The 22,466-nt window shown below is 65.7% G+C and carries 11 protein-coding genes and 1 pseudogene; 8 read left to right on the plus strand and 4 right to left on the minus strand.

Translation table 11 applies throughout. From position 1 onward, the window contains the following. The first annotated feature begins 279 nt into the window (after positions 1-279). The 5 genes from ADL15_RS22275 to ADL15_RS53155 are packed head-to-tail and all read left to right on the plus strand — an operon-like array spanning position 280 to position 7,580. A complete protein-coding gene (locus ADL15_RS22275; protein WP_198170956.1) occupies positions 280-2,898 on the plus strand; it encodes a Z1 domain-containing protein in 2,619 nt (872 codons plus the stop codon). Further along, the gene (locus ADL15_RS22280) at positions 2,895-3,926 is read left to right on the plus strand and encodes a PD-(D/E)XK motif protein (RefSeq protein ID WP_067694402.1); all 1,032 of its coding nucleotides are present in this window, start codon (positions 2,895-2,897) and stop codon (positions 3,924-3,926) included. The genes ADL15_RS22275 and ADL15_RS22280 overlap by 4 nt, the downstream gene beginning before the upstream one ends. Then, positions 3,923-5,836 (plus strand): hypothetical protein, encoded by a 1,914-nt coding sequence (locus ADL15_RS22285; protein ID WP_067694406.1) that lies wholly within the window; start codon positions 3,923-3,925, stop codon positions 5,834-5,836. Before ADL15_RS22280 ends, ADL15_RS22285 begins: the two co-directional genes overlap by 4 nt. After that, positions 5,833-6,765 (plus strand): hypothetical protein, encoded by a 933-nt coding sequence (locus tag ADL15_RS22290; protein WP_067694409.1) that lies wholly within the window; start codon positions 5,833-5,835, stop codon positions 6,763-6,765. Before ADL15_RS22285 ends, ADL15_RS22290 begins: the two co-directional genes overlap by 4 nt. Next, complete coding sequence (locus ADL15_RS53155) at positions 6,762-7,580, plus strand: DUF6339 family protein (protein ID WP_157441527.1); 819 nt, start codon at positions 6,762-6,764, stop codon at positions 7,578-7,580. The genes ADL15_RS22290 and ADL15_RS53155 overlap by 4 nt, the downstream gene beginning before the upstream one ends. A 908-nt stretch (positions 7,581-8,488) precedes the next feature. Here ADL15_RS53155 and ADL15_RS22305 read toward each other — a convergent pair. Continuing rightward, on the minus strand, positions 8,489-8,968 hold the full coding sequence (locus tag ADL15_RS22305) for a DDE-type integrase/transposase/recombinase (protein WP_067694418.1): 480 nt from the start codon (positions 8,966-8,968) through the stop codon (positions 8,489-8,491). 442 nt (positions 8,969-9,410) lie between these two features. Further along, on the minus strand, positions 9,411-9,740 hold the full coding sequence (locus ADL15_RS22310; protein WP_157441528.1) for a hypothetical protein: 330 nt from the start codon (positions 9,738-9,740) through the stop codon (positions 9,411-9,413). Between the two features lie 339 nt (positions 9,741-10,079). Here ADL15_RS22310 and ADL15_RS53160 point away from each other — a divergent pair, with 339 nt between their 5' ends. After that, positions 10,080-10,637, plus strand: a complete 558-nt coding sequence (locus ADL15_RS53160; protein WP_157441529.1) for a zinc finger domain-containing protein — start codon at positions 10,080-10,082, stop codon at positions 10,635-10,637. A 301-nt stretch (positions 10,638-10,938) separates the two neighbouring features. After that, on the plus strand, positions 10,939-16,272 hold the full coding sequence (locus ADL15_RS22315) for an ATP-binding protein (RefSeq protein WP_067694424.1): 5,334 nt from the start codon (positions 10,939-10,941) through the stop codon (positions 16,270-16,272). An 825-nt stretch (positions 16,273-17,097) separates the two neighbouring features. On the opposite strand, the gene ADL15_RS22320 is transcribed toward ADL15_RS22315, so the two are convergent. Then, a complete protein-coding gene (locus ADL15_RS22320) occupies positions 17,098-18,375 on the minus strand; it encodes a hypothetical protein (RefSeq protein WP_067694427.1) in 1,278 nt (425 codons plus the stop codon). A 518-nt stretch (positions 18,376-18,893) separates the two neighbouring features. Continuing rightward, positions 18,894-21,116: a S8 family serine peptidase gene (locus tag ADL15_RS22325; RefSeq protein WP_083971585.1), complete on the minus strand. Its 2,223-nt coding sequence runs from the start codon at positions 21,114-21,116 to the stop codon at positions 18,894-18,896. A gap of 412 nt (positions 21,117-21,528) precedes the next feature. Between ADL15_RS22325 and ADL15_RS53165 the strand changes: the two are divergent. Further along, positions 21,529-21,733 (plus strand): annotated as a pseudogene (locus ADL15_RS53165) (IS5/IS1182 family transposase); the annotation flags it as partial. Positions 21,734-22,466: the final 733 nt, after the last annotated feature.

Raw genomic sequence — 22,466 nt, forward strand, 5'->3', positions numbered from 1 at the left:
GCTGGCACAACTCCACGATCTCGGCCTTGAACTGAGGCGTGAACGCACGCGAAGCCGAGGCCGTTTCTTACCCACGCTCTCCATGATGCTGGACATCCTCCCGGAGACCCCGCGTCTCCTGATCTTGGATGTCCGTCAAAACGGGGCAGGCCCACGACATTGACCATGAGGCTCACCAGCCGTTTCACCCGCCAGCCAGCCGGGCGGGCGGTTAACATGCGAGCTCAAGCGGTGACTTAGCTTAGGCGGGGATGAGCAATGTCGGAGTCAGATCCGAGGATGGAAGCTGCCTGGAACGCATACAGGAAGCAAATCGACCATTTCCCTCCGCATGAGGTCACGCAGCATATGCGCGACATGCTCACGCCAGAGGACGTCATCGACAAGTTGATCAAGAGGCATGAGGCCGAGACGACAAGATACCTCGAGCTGAAAGAGCCGCTCGGCGTCGGCCGTGAGCACGCTCAGCCTTGGTACACCGGCCCGCGCAAAGGCGACCGGAACTGGCCAGCCTACGAGGCTCACCTCAACAGGACGCTGCCCAAAGACGCCGTCCTCAATGGCGCCATTCGAACTATCGACCAAGCGTCCGACAAGGTGGTGGCCATGTTGGACCACCCTGCGACGTCTACGTTCAACTCTCGTGGCCTCGTCGTCGGTCACGTCCAATCAGGTAAAACCAGCAATTTCACCGCGGTCATCGCTAAAGCCGCCGACCGCGGATACCGCATGTTCATCGTTCTGTCAGGCGTGCACAATGCGCTGAGGCGCCAGACCCAGACCCGTCTGATCCGCGACGTCGTCCGGCTGAATCCGACCCTCTGGCACCAGATCACAACGGCCGATCACGACTTCGTCCCCACCCCCAACCCGGCGTCGTTGCTCGCCGGCAAGGACCAGAGTCTGCTGCTGGTCGTCAAGAAGAACTCGATCGTGCTCGAAAAGCTCAAGGATTGGCTGGCGAGCAGCCGAAGTCATCTGCAGAACTGCCCCGCCTTGATCATCGACGACGAGGCCGACCAGGCGACTCTCGCCACGCGGACGATCAATCCCCTCATCGTAGAAGTCATCGAGAGTCTTCCCCGAGTCTGCTACGTGGGATACACAGCCACGCCCTTCGCCAACCTGCTGGCCGACCCCGCCGACAAAACGGACTTCTACCCGAAGGATTTCATTCTGAGCCTGCCTCGCTCCGGGGACTATCAAGGGCCGGAGACGCTGTTCGGCCGCTCGGCTCTGGACGGCGAGGATCCCAACGCGGTGCCCGGCGGTCGCGACATGGTCCGCAGGATTCCCGATGACGAAGTGGCGCTCCTGCGGCCGGCACGCAAGGCCGACGTCCCTGATTTCACTCCGGAGGTGACAGCCTCCCTGCGGCAGGCGGTCCTCTGGTTCTGGACGGCCACCGCGATCAGGCGCGTGCGATCGGGCACCGTCGACCACTCGTCAATGCTGGTCCACGCGCACACCGACACCAGGGTGCACGACTCTTATCGGGAGCCGCTGACATCACTGCGCGACGAGGCTGAGACGCTCCTGTCGACTTCGGATGAACGTTTTCTCGCCGAACTCCGTCAACTTTGGGACGACGAATCAACGCGTGTCGACGCGACCGCACTCGGCGAACGGTCGGTCGACTTCGACAGCATCGTCGCCCTGCTACCGCAGGTTGTAGCCGACACCCAGGTCATCATGGACCACTATCGCAGCACCGACCGACTCGATTACGAGGCCGGGCCTGCGACGGTCATCGCAGTCGGCGGCAACACGCTGTCGCGCGGCCTGACCCTCGAAGGACTGGTGGTCAGTGTCTTTGTCCGCTCCTCGGACGTCTACGACACTCTGCTGCAGATGGGCCGATGGTTCGGGTACCGGCCCGACTACACCGATCTTCCGCGCATCTACATGCCAGCGCAGGTGATCAGATGGTTCACCCATCTCGCGACCGTTGAGGCAGAGATGCGGCTTGAGATCGACCGCCTGTTGGAGGAACACAAGTCCCCTACCGAGCTCGCAGTTCGTATCCGGTGCCACCCTCAGATGAGGATCACGGCGCCTAGCAAGGGCAGGACGAAGGTACGTGCAGCCGCGGCCTACGGAGGTGCCCTCGTGGAGAGCCGCTATTTCCCGGCGGCGCCCGACACCACGGCAAGGAAGTGGCATCGGGACAACGCGGCAGCGGTGGAGGCGTTACTCGATGCGGCAGCGAACGGAGCGACGGCGGACGAGTCGATGCCGGACGGACGTATCCTGTGGCGCGGACTCTCCGGGGCGGATGTCATCGACTTCGTCGAGAAATATCGGTTCCACGAACGGAGCACCAACGCCAACAGCCGACTGATGCGCGATTACATCCAGAAGCGCATGGAAGACGGCGGTCTGGTCAGTTGGAATGTCGGTGTCGTCGGCACCGCCTCCGCGAACGGGCAGCCGCAGGTCGGACTCAAAGGGGACAGGTCGATCGGTTACGTGACCCGCACCAGGTTGGGCATCAACGGTGACGACGACGTCGCAGACATCAAGACCCTCACCGGCTCGCGCGATGAGGGCCTGGACCTCACAATCGATCCCAAAACCGTCATGAACCGCACGCGTCTGCAAACGGTCCGTCTGGAGCAACAACCTGAAACCGGCCTGATCCTGCTGTACCCGATCAACGCATCGTCGAAGGCGACACGAGAGGACCGCGCCGACCTCAACGTCCCTGGAGACCTCGTCTGGGGTGCAGCCATCGTGTTCCCCAAGCCGAGCGGGGGCAGGGACGTCGCCGTCGAGTACGACTACGTCGCCGCCGATCTTTCGCGAATCTTTCCCGGCGCAACGGATGAGGAGCAGGACGACGACGCTTCAGTGTTGCAGGAGAACCTGGACTCCGACGCGAGCGGCGCACCGTCATGAGCGCCACTCCCGCCAGCGGACAGGAGGCCCGGCTCCGCCGGACTCTGGAGTCTCTATGGAGAGACATCAGCATCGACGCTCCAGTCACCGGCGCCAGCTCCTTGTCGAGTGCCGACCTGATGATCCCCACTTCCGAAGGACCGCTGCGACTGGCGCTCGACCCCGAGGGCCGACGACACCTACTCGTCCCTCTACCCACCTCCGCAGCCGCGGTGGAGGACAAGCACAGCTCAGGCGTCCATCTCGATACCCGGGTCCTGGTGATCGACGACAGGCCCGTCCGATGCCTGGATCTCGTCTGTCGGCGTAGCGATCTCGTCGGGGTCTTCACCGGACTGGTGGCTGACGTCTGCTTGGCATTGGCACCCGACCCACGCGAGCCAGGCAAGACCTTGGCACGGACTTTGACCTCCTGGCGTGAGTTGTTCGGCGAGGACAGCCCGGCATGGACCGTTCCGCGCTTGGCCGGACTCTTCGGAGAGTTGCTGGTGCTCGAGGAGATCCTTCGCCGACGACCCACGGCCAGCGCCTTCTGGGTCGGCCCGACCGGCACAGCGCAGGACTTCCGATCAGATCGGAACGCCATCGAGGTCAAGACGTCCACAACGATGCAGGGGCGCGTCGTCCGTATCCACGGCATCGATCAGCTAGATCCGCCTACGACCGGATTCTTGTCACTGGTGTGGTGCCGAGTCCTGCTCAGCAAGCCCGGTACCGGCGACTCCGTCCCTGCCGCCATTGCACGCTGCCTAGCGCTCGGTGGCGATCAGCCCCTGCTCTCTCTCCTCGACAGGTTGAAGCTCCCACCACTGACGACATCCGAACTTCTGACCACGACTTTCGAACTGGGCGAACGTCGACTGTTCGATATTGACGAAGACTTTCCCCGCATCACCCCGGATCGTTTTGGCACACGGGTAACACCAGCGGGCGTCGGAGGCGTCGAATACTTGGTCGACCTCGACGTGGTGGCGCCCTCCGACGAGGACCTCGGGGCTCTGGTGGACCGCTTCTTGGACGGCTCGTGATCAAGCCCGCGTGGTACTCGCAGCCGTTCCGGCCCGATGGAGGCATCACAGCCGAAGGGCTGCGGAATCAGTTGGGCCGACCCGCACTGTCGAAGCTGACCGTTCTCGTCAGGGAGTCGGCCCAGAACAGCTGGGATGCGAAGCATGATGCAGACGTCCGTTTCAAACTCGACCTGGTGACCGTGTCGGCCGCTCATAGACAGGCCTGGGTCAACTTGCTCGGCCCGAATGCGCCCATGGATACCTCAGCCCCTAGGACTCTGCCCGAGTTCCTGCGCACGACGTCCATCCGGTATCTCGCCGTTTCGGACCGCGGAACCGTCGGGCTCGGCGGCCCCACACGCTCGGACCGCTTCGCGGGCGCCAACCACCGTGCGTGGCTGTCGTTCGTCCTGAACAGCGGAGAGAAGCAGGACACCGACGGAGGCGGTGGAACGTACGGCTACGGGAAGGGTGCGTTCTTCCTCGCCTCACGTCTGTGGACCGTTCTCATCTACACCCGCTTCCGAGAGGAAGGCCTACTCCGGACGCGCCTCATCGGCTCTGCTCTACTGACCTCCACGACCGACAACGGGGTTCCGCTTACCGGAAGGTACTGGTGGGGCCTGCCACAAGACGACCACTGCGAGCCACTGATTGACGAGGATGCCGACGCCACTGCCCGCGCTCTGGGCCTGCGCGGATTCGAGGGTCAGGAGACCGGCACGTCCGTGATCGTCCTCGATCCCGACCTCGCCGACCCCTCGGTGCCGGAGGACGATGAGTCAGAGATGTCGATAGGCGAGGCGGGTCGCTACCTCGCCGACGCCGCCACGTGGAACCTCTGGCCTCTGATGCTGACCGATCGGTCACCACGCCTGCAGGTCGATGTGACTGCACACGGAGAGCGGATCCAGGTCGCCTCGGAGCTCGACGACCCCGTCATCGCCGAGTTCTCCGACGCCTACCGCAGGATGGCCGGTAAAGACGGCACACCGATCATGTGCTTTCGACCGAAAACCCACCTGGGTAGGTTCGGGCACCGTGACACCTTCGGGTCCCAGGTGGACTCCCCCGCGGCTGCCGAACTCGGTCTCGACGGGTCGCCGCACCACGTCTGCCTCATGCGACGCCCGGACCTCGTCGTGCAGTACCTGCCTGGCCAGGAGAAGGCCCACCCCGTTGCGGGCTACACCGGGGTCTTCAAGGTCTCGGACGACCTGGACGCGACCTTCGCCAAGTCGGAGCCGCCGACCCACGATGCGTGGATCGACACGGATCTAACCGGACGAGAAGCCACCTTCGTGCGCGTCGCACGGAAGCGTCTGCTCGAACAGTGCGCCGCCCTCGCCGGCCCGAAAGCGAAGGAGGCGCGAGTCCTCGACGTGCCGGTCGCCTCCGTGGCGGCCCGGCTCGGATTCCTGCTCGCCGGAATCGGCGGCGGCGGCGCAGAAGCCGCCTTGACCATGCCGGGACTACCGCCGGTAGACCTATCAGACCACGATGAATCTACTGGAACGAACTCCACGAAAGATCCACAAAACGTCGAATCCGCTCCCCATGGGGATGGCCGAGCCAGCACACGGACCCGCCGCGGCGGCTCGACGTCGCGGCGAGCGCGTAGGCCGCAACTGATCGGAGCACCGACGTTCAGCTCTTTCCGCGGAAAGATCGTCCTCGCTCAAAGAGTGAAGGCCTTCAGCGGAGCCCGGCTGCTCGGTGAGGCGACCGTCGTGACTGGCGAAGGAGCGACCGAGACGGCGAGACCGGCGGGCCTGCCAGTGCCGGAGGTGCTCGGTTGGCTCAACGGAAACCAATTCACCACCGGACCGGGCTTCGATCCACCGGACGACGGCGCGGAGCTCGATCTCTTGATCTCCCCTGTTGCCGACGCCGCCATCGACGTCGCAGTCCAGGTAGCCCGGTCATGAGCACTCGAGCCCTTCCGTATCGCACGACGAACGGGCAGGTCACCGCCGAGAGCTGGACCACCGATGACGGCAGCCCCCTCGGTGGTTTTCTACCTTCCTGGGACTACACCTCCGTACTGCGATACACGCGACGGATACGAATCGACGTTCCGGCCGTCATCCAGCAGTGCGGGTTGAGCCAGGGCACGCTACTAGCGGTCAACGTTCGTTATTGGCCCACAACCTCTCTCATACGCCGCACGGCATTACACCTATCCCTCGAAAAGAGGGACGCGGGCACTGACATCGAGAAAGTTGTCGAAGTTCTGATCTCCAGCGAGGACTTGGCCGGGGCCGTGGTCCTAGAGACAACCCTGGTGGTGGAGGCGGGGGCGCCCGACGCGCAACCGTTCACCGCCCGCCGGCCCGGCAGCGTGCTTTGGAGCGACCAACACACCGTGCGCCTCGAGGGGGGTGCAGGTCTACTCCCCGTCGCACCCGTCAGTTTCAAAGAACAGGGCCTTCCGGCAGAGGCCGCCTGGTACATCAGCGTCGACTCCGCCGAATGGGGCAGTGCCGCTATGGGCAACCTTCTTGTACTCATCAATGATGACAACCCACACGTGAAGGCCGCTTTGTCTGCGCCCCATTCGGCCGAGACGGCAGTCCTGTGGGATGCCTTGACCGTCGACTTGGTCTGCGACCTCGTCGGTCGCGCGCTCGAAGACGACGAGTTCACACACTGGCCGACTGACGAGCCCCGTGAGCCAGGCGAAGAGATCACCACTGCTGCTCTGGTCCATGCCCTCATCCGAGGGTTCCTCCGCATGCCTGCCGAGACGCTGGAGGAAGCGATTGAACGCATTCGCGACGAGCGACGACGCGACCCTTCTCGGATGAGGGCGACCGCCCAGAACAGCCTGCGATTCCCCGGAGGACATGTGGCATGAGCCTCCTTTATCCCCGCCTAGCCCCCAGCGAGACGGAGCGAATATTCGCCAGTCTGCACGGACGGAAGCCGGAAAAGTTGGCCGGACTCTCCTCGGTCAACTCCGACCGATCGGTGTTCTCCGCGACCGGAGGAACTCGCATCAGCCGCGATGGACTCCGCCTCTTGTCAACCGAGTTGCAAGAACTCGCCGAAATGCACGGTTACCCGGCCGAGGCCAAGCCGCCCAACCGCAACGCATTCGACCGCGCAGCTGCACGCCTCCTACATCAGAAAGCACAGATGAGCCCGGGAGAGGCGTCACAGAGACAAGTCTGGGCTTTCCTATCCCTCGTCCTCGTTCCACACCTGTGCGCCTGGCGATTCCCCATGCGAGACGGCGAGTATCCGGTCGACCGCTTCAAGGGCACAGACCTCACGAGACATACCCTGGCACGACTGTGGACCCGAGCACACGTCCTTCGGGAGCCGGCAGCCGTCGATCCATATTCTCTGTTGAGCGCCCTCGGCGAGGCAGATATCGACCATGTCATGAGCCGTCGCCGGTCGATCGCGGGCACGCCAGCGCTCGTCCGCGCGATCGCCCGCGCCCACTCGACCGACGACCATGCCACGAACGAGGTGCCCGCCCGGCTTGTTCTTCGAGACTCCCTCAGCCGGCTGCTGAGATTGACCGCGTTCCTGAACCTCGACTGGATGTCCGACAACGACCTGCTCGAACTCGTACGCGAGCAGCGCGATGAGTCCCGCCAGATGCTCCTCGAGAACCTAGCGACCGAACCGAGTGGCTTGATCGTCGACGATGATCAGAGTTGATGGACGCCGAAGGCGGCTGCACGCGGCGCCGCCAGCCCATCTATGTCACTGGAATTCCCAGCTCTACCCCCCCGGTTGAACTACGCTGCATGTGGCATGAGCGCCTCCTACCCGACACATCGGTGCTTATCCGGATCAACGGCACCGGCATCCTCAGTTGAATTTACGCTGCCAGTTTCCACCCATTAGGACCTTGGCGTCACACGGCACCTCCGATAGTTTTCCGACGAATCTGCACTCCATGCCGTTTCTCTGGGCGACGTATGAAGGAACCCCACCGTGCCTCGACTCAAGACGGCTGTCACCGGCCAGTCACCGGCCTGCGCGATTCCGAACTCCACTCGGTCCTTACCGCTGAGCATTCCCTCACTGCCCTCGCCGCACGTGCGGCCAGAGTCACGGCGGCGGAGATAGCGCTGGGACGGCCGCGCGCGCTACGAGCGTTCCGGTCGGTCGCTACGAGCGCCGACACGAAACGTCTTATGGCCATCTTGCAGCCGCTGCACGAAGCGGTTCGCGGCCGCTTCCCGGAAGCGTTGCTGGAAGTACAGATGGACACTGACGGGGGTCTGCGCCTCCTGACCCGCCGACTCCGGACTGAGACGCACTCGGTTGCCGTGGTCGTCCTATCGATGATGGCCGAACCCTCGATCCACGGCCCCAACTTCTTTGACGACCAGTGGGAGTCGGCCATGGCGTTGCTGGAGTCCGAGGACGACCCCGACCCGGCCCCGTACGAGACGACCATTGAGCCGACGTCCGAAACGCGCACGACCGAGGCTTTAGGCAGCGGAACGAGACTGGAAGAACTCCGTCAATCCCCTGGAACCGTAGAGACTTTGATCTTGAGGTTTTTAGATCTTGGTAGGTGGATCAGTGGCGGCGTAGCCGCCTCCATCTCCCGATCTTCAGGCCGCGCGTTCGGCGCAGACCCGGGCCTCGTAAACCACCGGTGGTAGCCGGCCCGCCGTCGAATGCCACCGCTGGTTGTTGTACTCGTCGATGAACCCGGCGACCTCGGCCCGGGCCTGAGCCCGGGTGGCGTAACGCCCGGCCCGGGCGAGCAGCTCGAACTCGAGGGTGGAGTTGAACGACTCGGCGACCGCGTTGTCAAAGGCCGACCCAGTGCGACCCATCGACTGCCGCACCCGCGCCCGGGCACAGGCCGCCCGGAACAGGTTGCCGGTGTACTCCCCGCCCTGATCACTATGGAAGATCACCCCGGCCACGTCACCACCGCGAACCGCGACCGCGACCTGCAACGCGGCCGTGGCCAGAGCACCATCGTGGTGCGCGCCCATCGCGAACCCGACCGCCCGGCGTGAGTGCAGGTCCAACACGGTCGCGAGGTAGAACCTGCCCTGCTCGCAGGGGATCTCGGTGACCATCCGCACCGCACCATCTCGGAAGTCCTGATCAAACCTTCGTCGTATCTCCGCCATCGCCGATCACCAATCCTTAAAGGCGATGTCTCCACGTTACGAGGGGAAGCCCACCCAGCCCAGGGCGTCGACGGTGGCGGGTCGTTCTGCGGATGATCATTGATGGAACCGTCACGACAAGGCAACTCGATCCGCACTCATCGCAGCGCCGCCGGCTGACCAGATCCGGCCTGGCGGATCAAGCCCCGGTCGGGCGGGCCGTGAACTCGGCCCGCTGCTGAGCCTCGGGGGCGGCAAGCATGGTCTTCTCGTCAGGTGTGAGGTGGATACGGCACGACTCGATCGGCGTCGGATAGGTGATCGCGTCGGCCTAGCACGGCCGCCCAGCCCGGGTAGGCCTGCTACAGATCGGCACTCGTTTGCGTTGCTCGCGCCGAAAGGCGTGGACCTATTCGTCGAGTAGTTCGTTCTGCTTCCGCAGCTTCGCGATGGTCTCCCGGAGCTGGCTCATCTCGTTCTGAAGACGCTGGTACTCCTCGCCGCGGGCGCGACGGACTCGGTGCTTTGACGCTCCGCTGCAGCGGTCACCTGATTCGGCACCGCACTGCGGGTACGGCCAGTCCAAGTCCGGATCCTCGACCGTGACGATGGCCTCGGGCAGCGTCCGAGCGTCGAATCCGCGACCGAGTTCGGCGCTGGAGAACACCGTTTCTCCGAAACACGCACGGCGGAATCCGCCCTGCGGGCCAACGACCCACTCGCTGATCGGCCCGTACACCTCGACGGCTTCCTCAACGGTTAGTAGATGGGTGTAAGCGATCGGGCCCGAGCCGCCGTACAAGGTGCCGGCGACGGGTTCGCCGATCGTCAGCCAGGCGACCGGCTCGCCGCAGTTTCCATCTCAGGCAACAGGGCGGCCCTCCGGGCGTTGCTGCGATCCGTCATCGTCCACCATGCCGAAACCCCCGGTCCAACGGTCAGCTCAGATCGGTCGACGCCGGATTCTAGCGCGAAGCGCCTCGCGGGACGTTCGTCGGAAACCAGCAGATCCCGAACGCATGAACGATGCGACCATGGTCATGAACTTAAATGTCAGCGGCCCCCATACGCTCGTCCGGTGAACTACCAGCCACGGGCCGGCACCTACCCGGCCGGTCATGGACCAAGCAAAACCGGCCCGGACGAGAGCTACCTCAAGCGAATCGCCGAAGCGTTGGAACGCATCGCCGACGCAATCGCCGGCCCCGTAACTCTCCTCGACGCGGACCCGCTGCCGGACTATCCCGTCCTTGAACTGGACTACACCGCAGCTTCCCACACCGGTGCGACCGGACCCCATATTGCCTGCTCATCCGGCGTGCTCTATTTCGCTGTGTGCACCTACTGCCCGGCGATCCGCGGCAAGGCCGCCGATTTAGCCGATCCGTCCACCTGGCTGGAGAACGACGACTCCTCCTACGACCTGGACGAACAACGCGTCATCCTGACTCGCCACCTGGACCACCATCGCCAGCAGACCGACCCCACTGCGGCTCTGCCCATCTGGACGTGGGCAGACCAACCTTGCCCACGCTGCCACGCCCCCACCGAGCGTCCATGCCGCACCACCTCAGGACGACCGAGCACCACCACCCATGCCGCGCGCTGGCGAGACCACTCAAATCGATATTGGTGAACCACCGCTCGCCGAGCTCACGAGACCCGCGGGTCGGGCCGTCCGGCCCACGACCTCGCTGCGCTGATCCGCGCCGAGAAGAAGCTCGCCGTCGCGCGATCGGAAAGGTGGCCCGGGGGAGTGCATGCTGGGCATTCAAACGAAGGGCACCGATGCGTCGGAGGATTCGCACGGGGTGGCGGAATGACGCTCGCGCTCTCGGGCACCTTGATCCCGGATAGACGCCTCTGCCGTGCTGAAATGGAGGTGCTCGACGAGCCGTATGTCTGGTCGGCCTTGTCCATCTCAGGAGGTTGAGCAGATGAGCGGTACCGAGCCGGCTTCGCGTGCTGCGGCTGACGCGCTGTTGCGTGACCGGGCCGAGCGCCTTGTCGGGGCGCATCTAGCGACCCGGGAGGACCAGGACTTCGCGCTCAGTCAGAAGAGCATGATCGGCCAGACCATGCGGGAGTATGGCGGCCGTTTCCTGTTCGAGCTGATTCAGAACGGGTACGACGCGCAGCCGCCGGACAGCGGCAGCGGCCGCATTGTGGTGGTGTTGGCGCGCAGCGATGGCGCATACGGGACGCTCTATGTAGCTAACACCGGGCACGGGTTCACCGCGAGCAACGCGTGGCGCATCCGCTCACTCGGGTTGAGCGACAAGCCGATTGGTGAGGGCATCGGCAACAAGGGTATTGGTTTCAAGAGTGTGCTGCAGATATGCACGGCCCCGGAGATCTACAGCAAGCTGGACAGCGGTGATCCTGGGTTTTGCTTCCGGTTCGCCACCGAGGACGACGTGCCGGGTTTGGTGGGCGGGGATCCAGTGCACGCCCGGCAAGTTATCGATGAGGTCCCGCTCTACAGCATCACGTTGCCGGCTGAGGGGACACCCGAGCGGGTGGCCGCGCTGTGGGCCGACGGCTACACCACAGTGATGCGACTCCCGCTCGAGGAGGGCGCCGACGAGACGGTGGCCGAGCGCCTCGACGAGCTCGAAGCGTCGGAGGTGCCGCTGATGTTGTTCTTGAAGCGGCTGGAGCGGGTCACCGTCCGGCGGGAGGACGACTCGACCACCGAGGAGCGGGTGCTGACCCGAGTCTGCGGCAACGCACCAGAAGTGAGTGGCGATTTCACCTGCGACGTGGTGACGGTGGACGAGAACGGCACCTACCTGGTGCTGTCCCGGCAGGTAGATCCGGCCGCCTATCAGCGTGCAGTTCGGGAGGCGATCGAGCGGCGCCTGCTGGACCCCAGGTATGCCGAGTCGACGTCGCCGATCGAGGTCTCGGTCGCCGTCCGGTACGCCGACGCGGACGCGCACGTCGGGCGGTGCTACACCTTCTTGCCGATGGGCCGCAAGGCGCCATCGCCGTTCGCGGGCCACCTCAACGCACCGTTCTTCACGGACCTGTCCCGTACGGACATCGACGAGGCGAATGCGTTGAACCGGTTGCTGCTTGTTTCAGCGGCGGGACTTTGCCTCGACGCGGCCGAGGCGCTTACGCGCTGGCCGGACGACGCCGCTCCGGCGGCCGTTCTCGATGTGCTCTGCTGGGACGACGACCGGCTGGGATTGCTCACCGCAGTCGCGGAGGCACAGGGCCGGCCGGTGGATGAGCGTCCGTTGCTGCCTGCGCAGACCTCTGGCCGCTGGCTCACACCGTCCGCGGCATGGCGCTGGCCGGTACCCGACGCGGGTGTGCTGACCGGGGCCTTCGCGACAACCGCTGGCGGTGTCGAGTTTCTGCGGGAGATGCCGACTCGGCGGCAGTCGCGGCTGGCTAGCCTGCTGTCGAGTCTCGGCCGCAACGTGACACCGCTACCGGAGCGGCTGGCCGACTGGATCGAGCGGATGATGGCGGTGATACTGAGCGAGCGCCGTCCTATCGCCGACTGGGACCAGGCGTACGCGGACATCGTCCGCCTGTTCGAGAAGTCGCCTGACGCGTTGCGGTCGAGGCGCATCCTGCTGAGCGACTCGGGCGAGCTCCAGCCGTGCGCGGGCGGGCGGATCAGCGAGAGGCCTACGAGCCGAGAGGCCGCACCGTTCTTCCCGCCGACGACCCAGCGGACCGCTGACGAGGACGACGTTGACCCCGGCGCTGACCTATCGCTGCCGGCCAGCCTGTCCAGCCGGCTGTTCTATCTGCACGGCGAGCTGACCTGGCATACGAATCGGCAACCGAGCCCGGCACGCAAGTTCCTCCAGGACAACCGGCTCGTTCGCAGCTTCGAGACCCGGGGCATCCTCGAACACATCCGTGCCGTGCTCGCCGAGAGCCGGGCCCAGCGGGTCGCCCGCGACGCGCTGACATTCGTATTCAGTTTGAGCCGTAGCGGTGCGCGCATCAAGACCGATCTGGCCACCTTGGGCCTGCGCCTGCCGACCGCGAACGGCGCCTGGGCGGCCGCCGGGGACTGCCTGTTCTCGTCCGACTGGCCGGGCACGACGGGCGCCGAACTCTCCGCGATCGCGGCCACCCCGGAGGACCGGTCGCCCGAACTGCACGCCCTCGCAGGCCAACTGCTGGCATCACCGGAGCAGCTCATGCGAGCCGGCGACCAGGTCGCCGACTGGGTGACCTTCCTGCGGCGCATCGGCGTCGGCGAGGTGATGCCGCTCCAGTCGGTTCGCGACAATCGTGGAATCTACGGCAGCTACCTGGCCCGCGACCAGCTCTCGGCCGTGCCCGGACTGCCCGATCCGGTCCGCGACCAGTGGGCGCGCGCCCTACCGGCGACATGCGCTGCGTGGTTCCCATCGACGCCGTACATAGCGAAGGGCCCGCTGTGGTGGCTGCCAGGACAGGCTGACTGGGAGCGACTGACAGACCGGGTGCGCCGGTACCTGGCACGGCAGATTCTGCGTGGGCTGAAGGGCGCCTGGCCGGCCGACGCCCTGGTCACCACATGGGAACGCGACCGACCTGGCGACAAGGACCCGCAACGACGCTGGACACCGCTCGGCGCGTTCCTAGGCGCCGTCGCCTGGATGCCAACCCACCGGCCGGGTCAGAACGGCGAGATTTTCGCAAAGCCAGCCGGCTGTTGGACGTTCCCGGTACACGGTGACGATGTACCGCCACGGTTCGCTCCGCTGCTCACCAAGCCGCTGCGGGACCTGATCGACGACGATCCGACGGCGCTTCGCCGACTGACCAACCTCGGCCTTGGCGTGTGGGGCCGTGACTCCGACGCACCGCGGCTGGTCCGCCACCTGGGGTCGCTGTTTCACCAAGGCGCAATCACCGAGACCCATGGAGCGCAGTTCCAAAACACATACCGGGCGGCGTGGGCGGCATGCGCTGGCCGCGGCATCGAGGCGCAGCCGTTCCCGCCGAACACCCGGGGCTACCTTGTCGTCGACGTCGGCGGTTCGTCGACCACCCAGGCGCTGGAGCCGAACGGTGATGATCAGACAACGCCCGATGTGGTTGTGGCGTCGCGGGAGGACGAACAGAGCCTGCTGCGGCTTATGGCCGATTTCGGATGGCGGGTCCTCGAGGTGGACGTGCATCCCGAGACGGTGACCGCCATCCTGCGCCACCGCCTTGGTGACCGGGTGTCGCGCGCCAGCGGCATCAGCCCGGTCGTTTTGCTGGACGGTCACGAGTTCGGCCCGGCGGCTGCCGCCGATGCCCGGCCAATCGTCGGTATCCTCCCGTGGCTGCCGTTATTCGTGGCGACGCTGCTCGAACACCAACGCAGCCAGTTCAGCCGGCTCGGCCAGCGGGCGTTCGACGAGACACTCGACGCGCTGCGGCGGGTACGGATCGTCTTCGCCGGTACGGTCGAAGTGCGTCTCGGCGAGGAGACCCGACGGCTCCCGGATCGGCTGCACGGCGTGCTGCCGGTGCCGCACGCCGAGCATCCGACCCTGATCGTCGAGGGAGCGGAGCCGGACCTGGACTGCGACACACTGGAGGCGATGGCGGAGCCGCTGGCATACCTCATCGGCAGGCGCGACTACGCCCGCACCCTGCGCTGGGCTGCAGAGCGGACCCGGCGGATCGTCGTTCCCGTCGCCCAACTCAGCGACGACGACGTGGCCGAGATCTGCGACGTCACCACCGAAGACATCCGGACGATGGCACGGCGCATCCAGTCGGCCCTGCAGCCCGTACTGCACCGCCTCTATCCCATCCTGACGTACTACCTGGATGTCGAAGCGGCCGCGCCGTTCGATCCCGACTCTCCTTCAGTAGAAAGCGAGCAGGACGCCAGAGACCGGCTCGCCGTACTGGCCGACCGGCTCGGCCACGACCCGGACCAATTGTTCGTCGCCGCCCTCGATGCTCCGACCCTCCCGGTGCTCCAGCAACAACTGAAAATCCCGGTACGCGAGCTCAACACCACCCTTTCCGGTATGGATGAGCGCTATCCGCTAATCGACTACAGCGCGCAGTACGCCGAGGACTTCGCCGACTATGTGCGCAGTCGACGCGACTGGTTGCTCGACCGGCTGCGCTGGCATCGATGGGAGCGATTCGCGGCGGCCGAGCCGCAGCTGGACTGGCCACAACTCCGCCGCGTCGAGCTACTCGCCCCGGATCCCGGCTGGGGCACGACCGTCGACGTACTCTCGGCCGACCTCATGGTGACGCGGATCGAAGAACAACTCGAGGCGCGGCTGGGCGGACGACCGCCGACCCACGGACCATCCCTGCCGCGCCGCAATGACTGCGCGAAGGCCAATGCAGAGCTGATCGACACCGCCGCCCGACGGCTGACCAAGCTCGTGCGCGCTTGGCTTGAGCGACATGGCCGACCGATTCCCACGCCGTGGACCGATGAGGCTTCAGCGGGGCCCGCGTTGCGCGCGACGCTCGACTCGGCCGGCGCGCTCGACTTCGCCGTGTTGACATTGCAGGATGTGCTGCGCTGGTTGCAGAAACTCGGCGCCTGGCCAGCCGACATGCCCCCGACCGATGACGCCGCCATTCTCGGACTCACGGATGACGACCTCGACCGTCAGAAGGCCGAGGAGCGGCAGCAACGCGCCGAACGGGAACGGCAACGACGAGTCGTCAACATCGACGAAAAGCCGTTCGACATGGACGACGGCTTCGCATCGCTACGCGCGGCTCTCGACGACGCGCTTGACCGGACGCCCGCTTTCCTGACCACGGCACGCAGGTTCACCGGTCTCCAGGAGATCGACAGCCGCCCAGGCCGCGACAACCGAAGGGGCGGCGGCGGGTTCGGCGGCAGGTCCAACGCCGAGCTATCGAGCCTGCAGAAACTGGGCGTGGGTTTCGCTGGCGAATGGTACGCGTATCGGTGGCTGGAGCGAAATTACGGCGCCGACTTCACCCCAGAGTGCTGGGTTTCGCGGTACCGCGAACAGATCTTTTCCGGCAGCGGTGACGACGGTCTGGGCTGGGACTTTGAAATTCCCGGCCGGCGCGGAAGTTGGTACTACGAGGTCAAGACCACGCTCGGCGAGGGTGGCGGGATTGAGCTAGGCGAGACACAGGTAATCGCGGCCCAGGAAAACGCCCGAAACCGGCGGTGGCGGCTCATCGTGATCACTAACGTCATGAATGAGAACCGCCAGATCCGCATGCTGCCAAATCCGTTCGACCCGGCGAGCCGAGGCCGTTATCGGTTTGCCGGACAAGGTCTGCGCCTGGAGTACCGCTGGTCGTGACTGTCGCTACGGATCAGATGGTCAAACGCTGCTGTCATTCTGCCGCGTCGCTGTCATTCTGCCGCGTCGGGACGCCGACCCACCGAGCACACATCGAGCAGATACACCGCGCCCAGCCCTCAGGAAAACGGCAAACCTGCAGGATATTCACGCGGGCGCCAACGATGCCTCGCTTATTAGGAAACCGTTGCTCTATCCCCTGAGCTACGAGGGCGCGAACGCTCATGCTACCTGACCAGCAGTGACCACCAGCACCCGATAACACCCACCGCTGACCAGCAGTGTCTCGGCCGGGAGGTTCCGACCCGGGGAGCACATCCGGAGCACACGGATCGCCGCCGGCGACTCCGTGACCACCATTGCCCGACGCTGACCACCGCTACCCACTGATGACCACGCATCCCCGAGCAAGACCGCGCCCCTGGACCGGGCTCGGGTCAAACTTGAGGCGATGCGGTTGGGCTCGGACACACGCCTCCCCACGCTGGCTGCTTCAGCGCCGCGTGGACGACCTGAAGGACGAGCAACGCTGTCGCCGAAGGTGCCGCCAATGACGCTCGATGAGGGATCGACGCCTGGTCGGGACGATGAGGTGCGATCCACGCATCGATGTCTTCGGTCAGCCAGACGCGGCCCGAGTGGAGGGTGGACAACGGTTCCGGGAAGGATTCGTCCGCACCGAGTCCGCTGAACGAGAGACGGCTCGGCCTTCTAGAGCTCGCCGCCGGCGAGCGCAACCGAGGACGGCTTACTGCAGGTAGCAGGCCCTCTTCACTCCTGAAGCAGCGGAAGACTGCCGCGCGGCCGGTCAGCAGGCGGGTGGCGCTACGCGACGGGCGCGGTGGTCGGGACGGAGTCTGGAGAACGCCTGGCCTGGATCGGAATGAGCTGCGTGACCGGTTCGGTCGCCGGCGGTTCCGGCTTGCGGAACGTGTGCACCAGCAGCGGGACGCCGTAGACGGTCAGCAACCAGGCAGCCGTGTAAATACGGTCGCCCTGGCTGACGTTGGGGTGCCCAACTTGGTTGGCCAGGCCAGCGAGCAGGGTGGCCAGCAGGACGTACCCGGCGGGCCGATGGAACCGGAACACACCCCACGCCCCCGCCGCCCACGCGACCAGCAGGAACGGCTCCTGCAACTGCTCGGCGAGCCAGATGCGCCAGAAATCGATATTGGTGTTCAGCCACCCGCCGAACGGGTCGGCCACGTCCGGTTGCCGGAAATGCTCGGTGAGCAGATCCTGCATGGTGTCCGCGGTGCCCGGCCAGCCGAACAGCTTGGAGAACAGGAACATCGCCGCAGCCGCGGCGACCGCTGCGCCGAGCGTCAGGGTCAAACCCGGGGCCGGTGCCTCGGCGCGACGGCGCTGCACGAGCCAGACGATGGCCAGGATCCCGGCCATCGCGGCGGCGAAGAGCAGGAACTGCGAGTACTTGACGAACAGGCCCACACCGAAGCCCGCCGCGAGCAGCCACAGGCCTCGTTTCCGGTCGCCGGTCAGCAGGTACACCGCGCCGAGCAGGCAGGTCATCAGCAGGCCCAGGGTGATCCCTTCGGACAGCGGCGCCATCGTCCACTTGCGCATCGGCAGGATCAGATACAGGACTTGACCGAGCACGGCAACACCGGGCGAGGTGCCCAGTCGGCGCAGCAGCAGGAACACCAGCACCCCACCGAGCAGCGTCCAGAACAGCGCGGTCAGCCACATGCCGGCCCGCGGCCCGAGAATCACCACGCCGGGCAGGTACAGCACGGCGACGCCGCGACGGGACAGGAAGATGTCCTCGTAGCGGGTGGACGGAATCGACGCACCCCGGGTGATGGCCGGGCCGTACCGAGTTCCCGGGCCCTGAGCGTCTTGGGCGTGCAGGCGCTTGACGCAGTTCTTGGCGGCCTTCGCCCCGGCCTTGGGCTTGTAGCCGACCGGGTCGAGCACCAGGCTCTTGTTCCGGTACTGGTCGCAGAACGCGCGGATCGCTTTGTCCCGACCCTCGGCCGGGCTGTCGCCGACCATCCCGTACACCTGGGTCAGATACTCGGTCGAGTCCGGATAGAAGTTGCCGGGCGCGTACGGCAGCTGCACCAGAGTGAACAGTGCGGCCACGGCTAGCACCCATACCCACGGGGCCCGCTGCCGGGAGCGGCTCTGGGTACTCGCCTTTTGATCTGTCTTCATCCACCCACACGCCAGCCATCGACCCAAGGTCGAAAGAGATTCACCTTCACCGGGCGGTGATCGTAGCCCTCTGGACAGCGGGGTGGCCATGTGGCAGGTAAGGCACCACGGTCAATCCCCTGGAACCGTAGAAACTTTGATCTTGTGGTCTTTACATCTTGATGGGTGGGGATGAGTGGCGGCGTAGCCGCTCCTTCTCCCGATCTTCGGGGCCGCGCATTCGGCGCGGAGCGGGGCCTCGTAGACCCAGGGCTGTTGCGTTCTCGCGGAGCGGTGCGCTGACCAGCGACTTTATAGAGCGAGCGCCCTCTGTGGAGACGGATGAAGCGGGTGAAGCCATCAAGGTCATCATGGAGGGACGGTGTCCACGAAGCCCCCGCCCGCTTTCACCTGACTGCCCGGGTATGGGTCGTCTTCTTACAGTCCAGACCCGGGCCGGCAGCGTCCTACTTGCGATACCAGGTGCGGGTTGTCGTGGACGTGACGTTGCCGAGTTTGTCGTACGCCCGGACCCGTACCTTCATGGTCTTCTTCTGCTTGTTGGCGTTGACGCTCAGGACGTACCCCGAGGTCTTGTCGTTGGCGACGACCTTGCCGTTCACGATCAGCTCGACCCGCGCGACGCCGGAGGCGTCGGATGCCTTGGCGTAGACCTTGATCGTGCCCTTGACCTTTGCCCTGTTCCGCGGCGCCTTCGTGATCGACACGGTCGGAGCCTTGTTGTCCGCGACAACCGTGCGGACCGGCAGTGTCCGGGTCTGGCCGAACCGGTCGGTGACCTTCCAGATCAGGCTCACGGTGCCGGAGTAGGTGCCGGTCCGCACCTTCTGCGAGAAGCCGGCGCCGTTGTACCTGCCGTTCACCCAGAGGCCGGCCTTCACCACGCCACTCAGGTCGGTGACGCTCGTCAGGGTGCTGGTGAATGTTCCCCGGATCCGAGCTCCGGACGCCGGCGCGATGGTGCCGCCGGCCGGCGGGTCCTGATCAACGCGTAGGTCATCCAGGTGCAGCGTGGTGCGGTTGCCGGCCTGGTCGACGAGCGTCGCCTCGAGGCCATGACTGCTGTCGACGGGCAACGTGCCCTTCCACAGCCTGGTGGTGGCGTCCCAGATGAAAAAGCCGGACCAGGGCGAGTAGACCTGGACCACGTCGGTGTCCGGCGTCGAGATCGAGACGTCAACGGTGTCGTGGACGACAGCGTTCAGAGCCGGCGAGACCCTGGTGCCGCGCGGTGCGCTGGAGTCGACCCGGATCACCGTGGTCGCCTCGCTGACGTTGCCGTTGTAGTCGTAGGCGCGCACGGTCACCGGGAGAGGCCCGTTGAACCCGGCCGGCGGACGTACGGTGGCGAGCCAGAGCGGGCGCTTGCTGGTGGCCACCACGGTGCCGTTGACGACCGTTTCGACCCGGTCGATGCCGTGATCGTCGCTGACCACCGGAAAGACCTGCCGGCCCGCTGCACCGACCAGCTCGTCCTCCGCGAAGCCGGTGGCGGTGACCACCGGGTCGACCTCGTCCGCGGCACCCAGGTCATGGATGGTCCGGGCCGCGTTGACCAGCGGTGCGGTGTACGCCGGTAGACCGCTGAGCGGCTCGGCGTTCCGCTTGATCAGGTCCCGGACCTCGGCGGCGGTCGCCGCCGGCTTGAACGAGAAGGCCAGGGCCGCCACTCCGGCGACCAGGGCGGCCGAGGAGGAGGTGCCGCCGAGCTGCTTCTTCACGCCGTCTCGGCCGACAACCAGCATGCCGCTGGTGCCGGAGACGTCGGCCCATTGGTCTGCCGCGCTGTTCCGGTTGGCGCCTGTTCTGGCCACCGCGAGCACGGACTCGTACGCGGCCGGGTACCGGCGTACGGCGCCCGTCACGTTGCCGGCCGAGGCCACGACCAGCGAGCCCTTGTCGGCGGCGTACTGCACGGCCTCCCTGAGGAGCTGGCTGTCGGTCGCCGTGCTCAGCGACAGATTGATGATCCGGGCACCGTGATCGGCAGCCCAGGTGATGCCGGATGCGACGTCCGAGCTGTACCCCTCGGCAGCCGAGGTGCCCCGATCACGCAACACCCGGACCGGCATGACGCGACACGTGTCGCAGACCCCGCTCGACGCCGACTCCTCGTTGTCGATGTCACCGGCGATCACCCCGGCGACCAATGTGCCGTGGCCGCTACCGTCGACGGCGTCGTCGTCGCCATCCACGAAGTCACGACCAGGCGTCAACCGATCCGCCGTCAAGTCCACTGTGGGCGTGACACCGGTGTCGACGACCGCCACGGTGACGTCCGGGCTGCCGGTGGTCCAGGTCCAGGCCTGCGGGACCTCCACCTGATTGAAACCGATGTTGGTTCGGGCGCTGTCGGCCTGGACGATGGCGCCGCGCTCCGCGAACCGCACCCCGGCAGTGTTGCCGAGTCTGGCGAGTACCGCGCCCACCCGGTCCGCCGGGACCTCCACGGCGATGGCGTTCAGCCCCGCCACTTGCTGGAACGTGCCGGTGCCGAGCTCGGCCACCACCGTGGCCGGGTCGGCGCCTTCGACAAGTCCGACGTCGAGACGGATCGGGTCAGCGGAGGCCGCGACGGCGGGAACGGGAACGGAGACCCCCGCGGTCAGCAGCACCGCGATCAGAGAGGAAGAGATGACGCGCAAAGAAGCCCCCGTACTGAAGATCATGGATCTGCGACGATGGTACGGGACCGTCTCGTCTGGTGAACTTCCCGGTGAGGACAGTCAGGAGACCCCGTCGGATATCTCAGTCTCATGAGGCGACGACTCGCTGTCCGACGTGATCCCAACTCGACACAGGTCACTGCCGCTGTCCCCTCACCACGTCCGCTCGAGTGCGGCGCGGGCCTCGGGCGACCGCGTCGCCGACCCGGCGCTTCGTCGTCGAGGCGGTCGTAGAAGGCGTCGGTGGCGCTGGCGGGGAACACCGGCGAGATGCTGAGGACGAAGTGCCACGTTTCGAAATCGCTGATCAGTAGCCGGCGGCGAAGAATTCTGGCGGTGATCAGTACGCTGCCGGGTTCTTCGCGGGCAGTGAACCGGGCCTGCCTGACCAGCTCGAGCCACCGGGAGCCTCACCATGCTGTCCTGCCCCGCCACGATTGTGTTGTCCAGCCGAACCCTGACCCACCTCGCCGAACGCATCCACGCCCATCGCAAGCAGCGCCGATCCCGATGGCGACGCCTCGGCCCGGGCCCTGCTCGCCCCGGCCCACCTGCGCAACGGCGACACCGGCACCCGCCTCGCCGCCGGCTTCGAGATCGGTGTCGCGACCGCATGGCGTTCAAGATGGGAACCACGGCCCAGGAAATCTGTGCCGGGGTGACTAGACTTTCTCAACGAGACCGGTTAGTGTTTCTCTCGTTGACAGCAAAGATCGCTGAAGACGCAGACGTAGCAGGCCGAGCGTCAAGCAGGGCCCGGAAATGTTCGTGGCTCGCTCGGCACCGCGCTGGATTGCAGAACCGCACCCCAGCAGGGCAATGGCAAGACAAGACCTTGACGAAATTCCAGGTCAAGGCAGTGTGCAGGCAGGGCTGATGCAAATTCAGGGTTCTGCCTGATGCGGTCGAAGGAAAGCATGCAGGTCCGCACTTGGTAAGGCAGTGGAAGTGGCAGTCAAGACCTTGACGAAGTTCCAGGTCAAGGCACGCAGGTAGGGCCGATGAACTTTCAGGGCTCTGTCTGATGCAGCAAGGATCTGCCGCACGTGCGCGGGGCCATGAAGTTTGCGTGGGGTTCCGACACCGGCAGACGGTAAGACAGCAGTACAGGTAATGAAAGCAGAGGAAAGGGAGGGTTCAGCACCGTTGGATCGCCCGCCGTCAGGATGCAGTGCCGGTTCTGGGGTGGACACCGCAGTCTCCATCGAACGTGAGGTGGTCTCCGGTCACGCTTATGCGATCCTCGCACTCCACGCCGCTGAAGTTCGCGGCCGGTGCGGATACGACAAGCCGACGAACCTGTTGGTAGATGGTGTAGTAAACCCGTAACCCTGGGCCCCGGCGCTTCTGCGC

The sequence above is a fragment of the Actinoplanes awajinensis subsp. mycoplanecinus genome (assembly GCF_001509495.1).
Taxonomy (GTDB): Bacteria; Actinomycetota; Actinomycetes; order Mycobacteriales; family Micromonosporaceae; genus Actinoplanes; species Actinoplanes palleronii.

Coding starts and splice junctions, on each gene's coding strand:
- ADL15_RS22275 (WP_198170956.1), top strand. CDS start 280: ATGGAAGCTGCCTGGAACGCATACAGGAAGCAAATCGACCATTTCCCT.
- ADL15_RS22280 (WP_067694402.1), top strand. CDS start 2,895: ATGAGCGCCACTCCCGCCAGCGGACAGGAGGCCCGGCTCCGCCGGACT.
- ADL15_RS22290 (WP_067694409.1), top strand. CDS start 5,833: ATGAGCACTCGAGCCCTTCCGTATCGCACGACGAACGGGCAGGTCACC.
- ADL15_RS53155 (WP_157441527.1), top strand. CDS start 6,762: ATGAGCCTCCTTTATCCCCGCCTAGCCCCCAGCGAGACGGAGCGAATA.
- ADL15_RS22305 (WP_067694418.1), bottom strand. CDS start 8,968: ATGGTCACCGAGATCCCCTGCGAGCAGGGCAGGTTCTACCTCGCGACC.
- ADL15_RS22315 (WP_067694424.1), top strand. CDS start 10,939: ATGAGCGGTACCGAGCCGGCTTCGCGTGCTGCGGCTGACGCGCTGTTG.
- ADL15_RS22325 (WP_083971585.1), bottom strand. CDS start 21,116: ATGATCTTCAGTACGGGGGCTTCTTTGCGCGTCATCTCTTCCTCTCTG.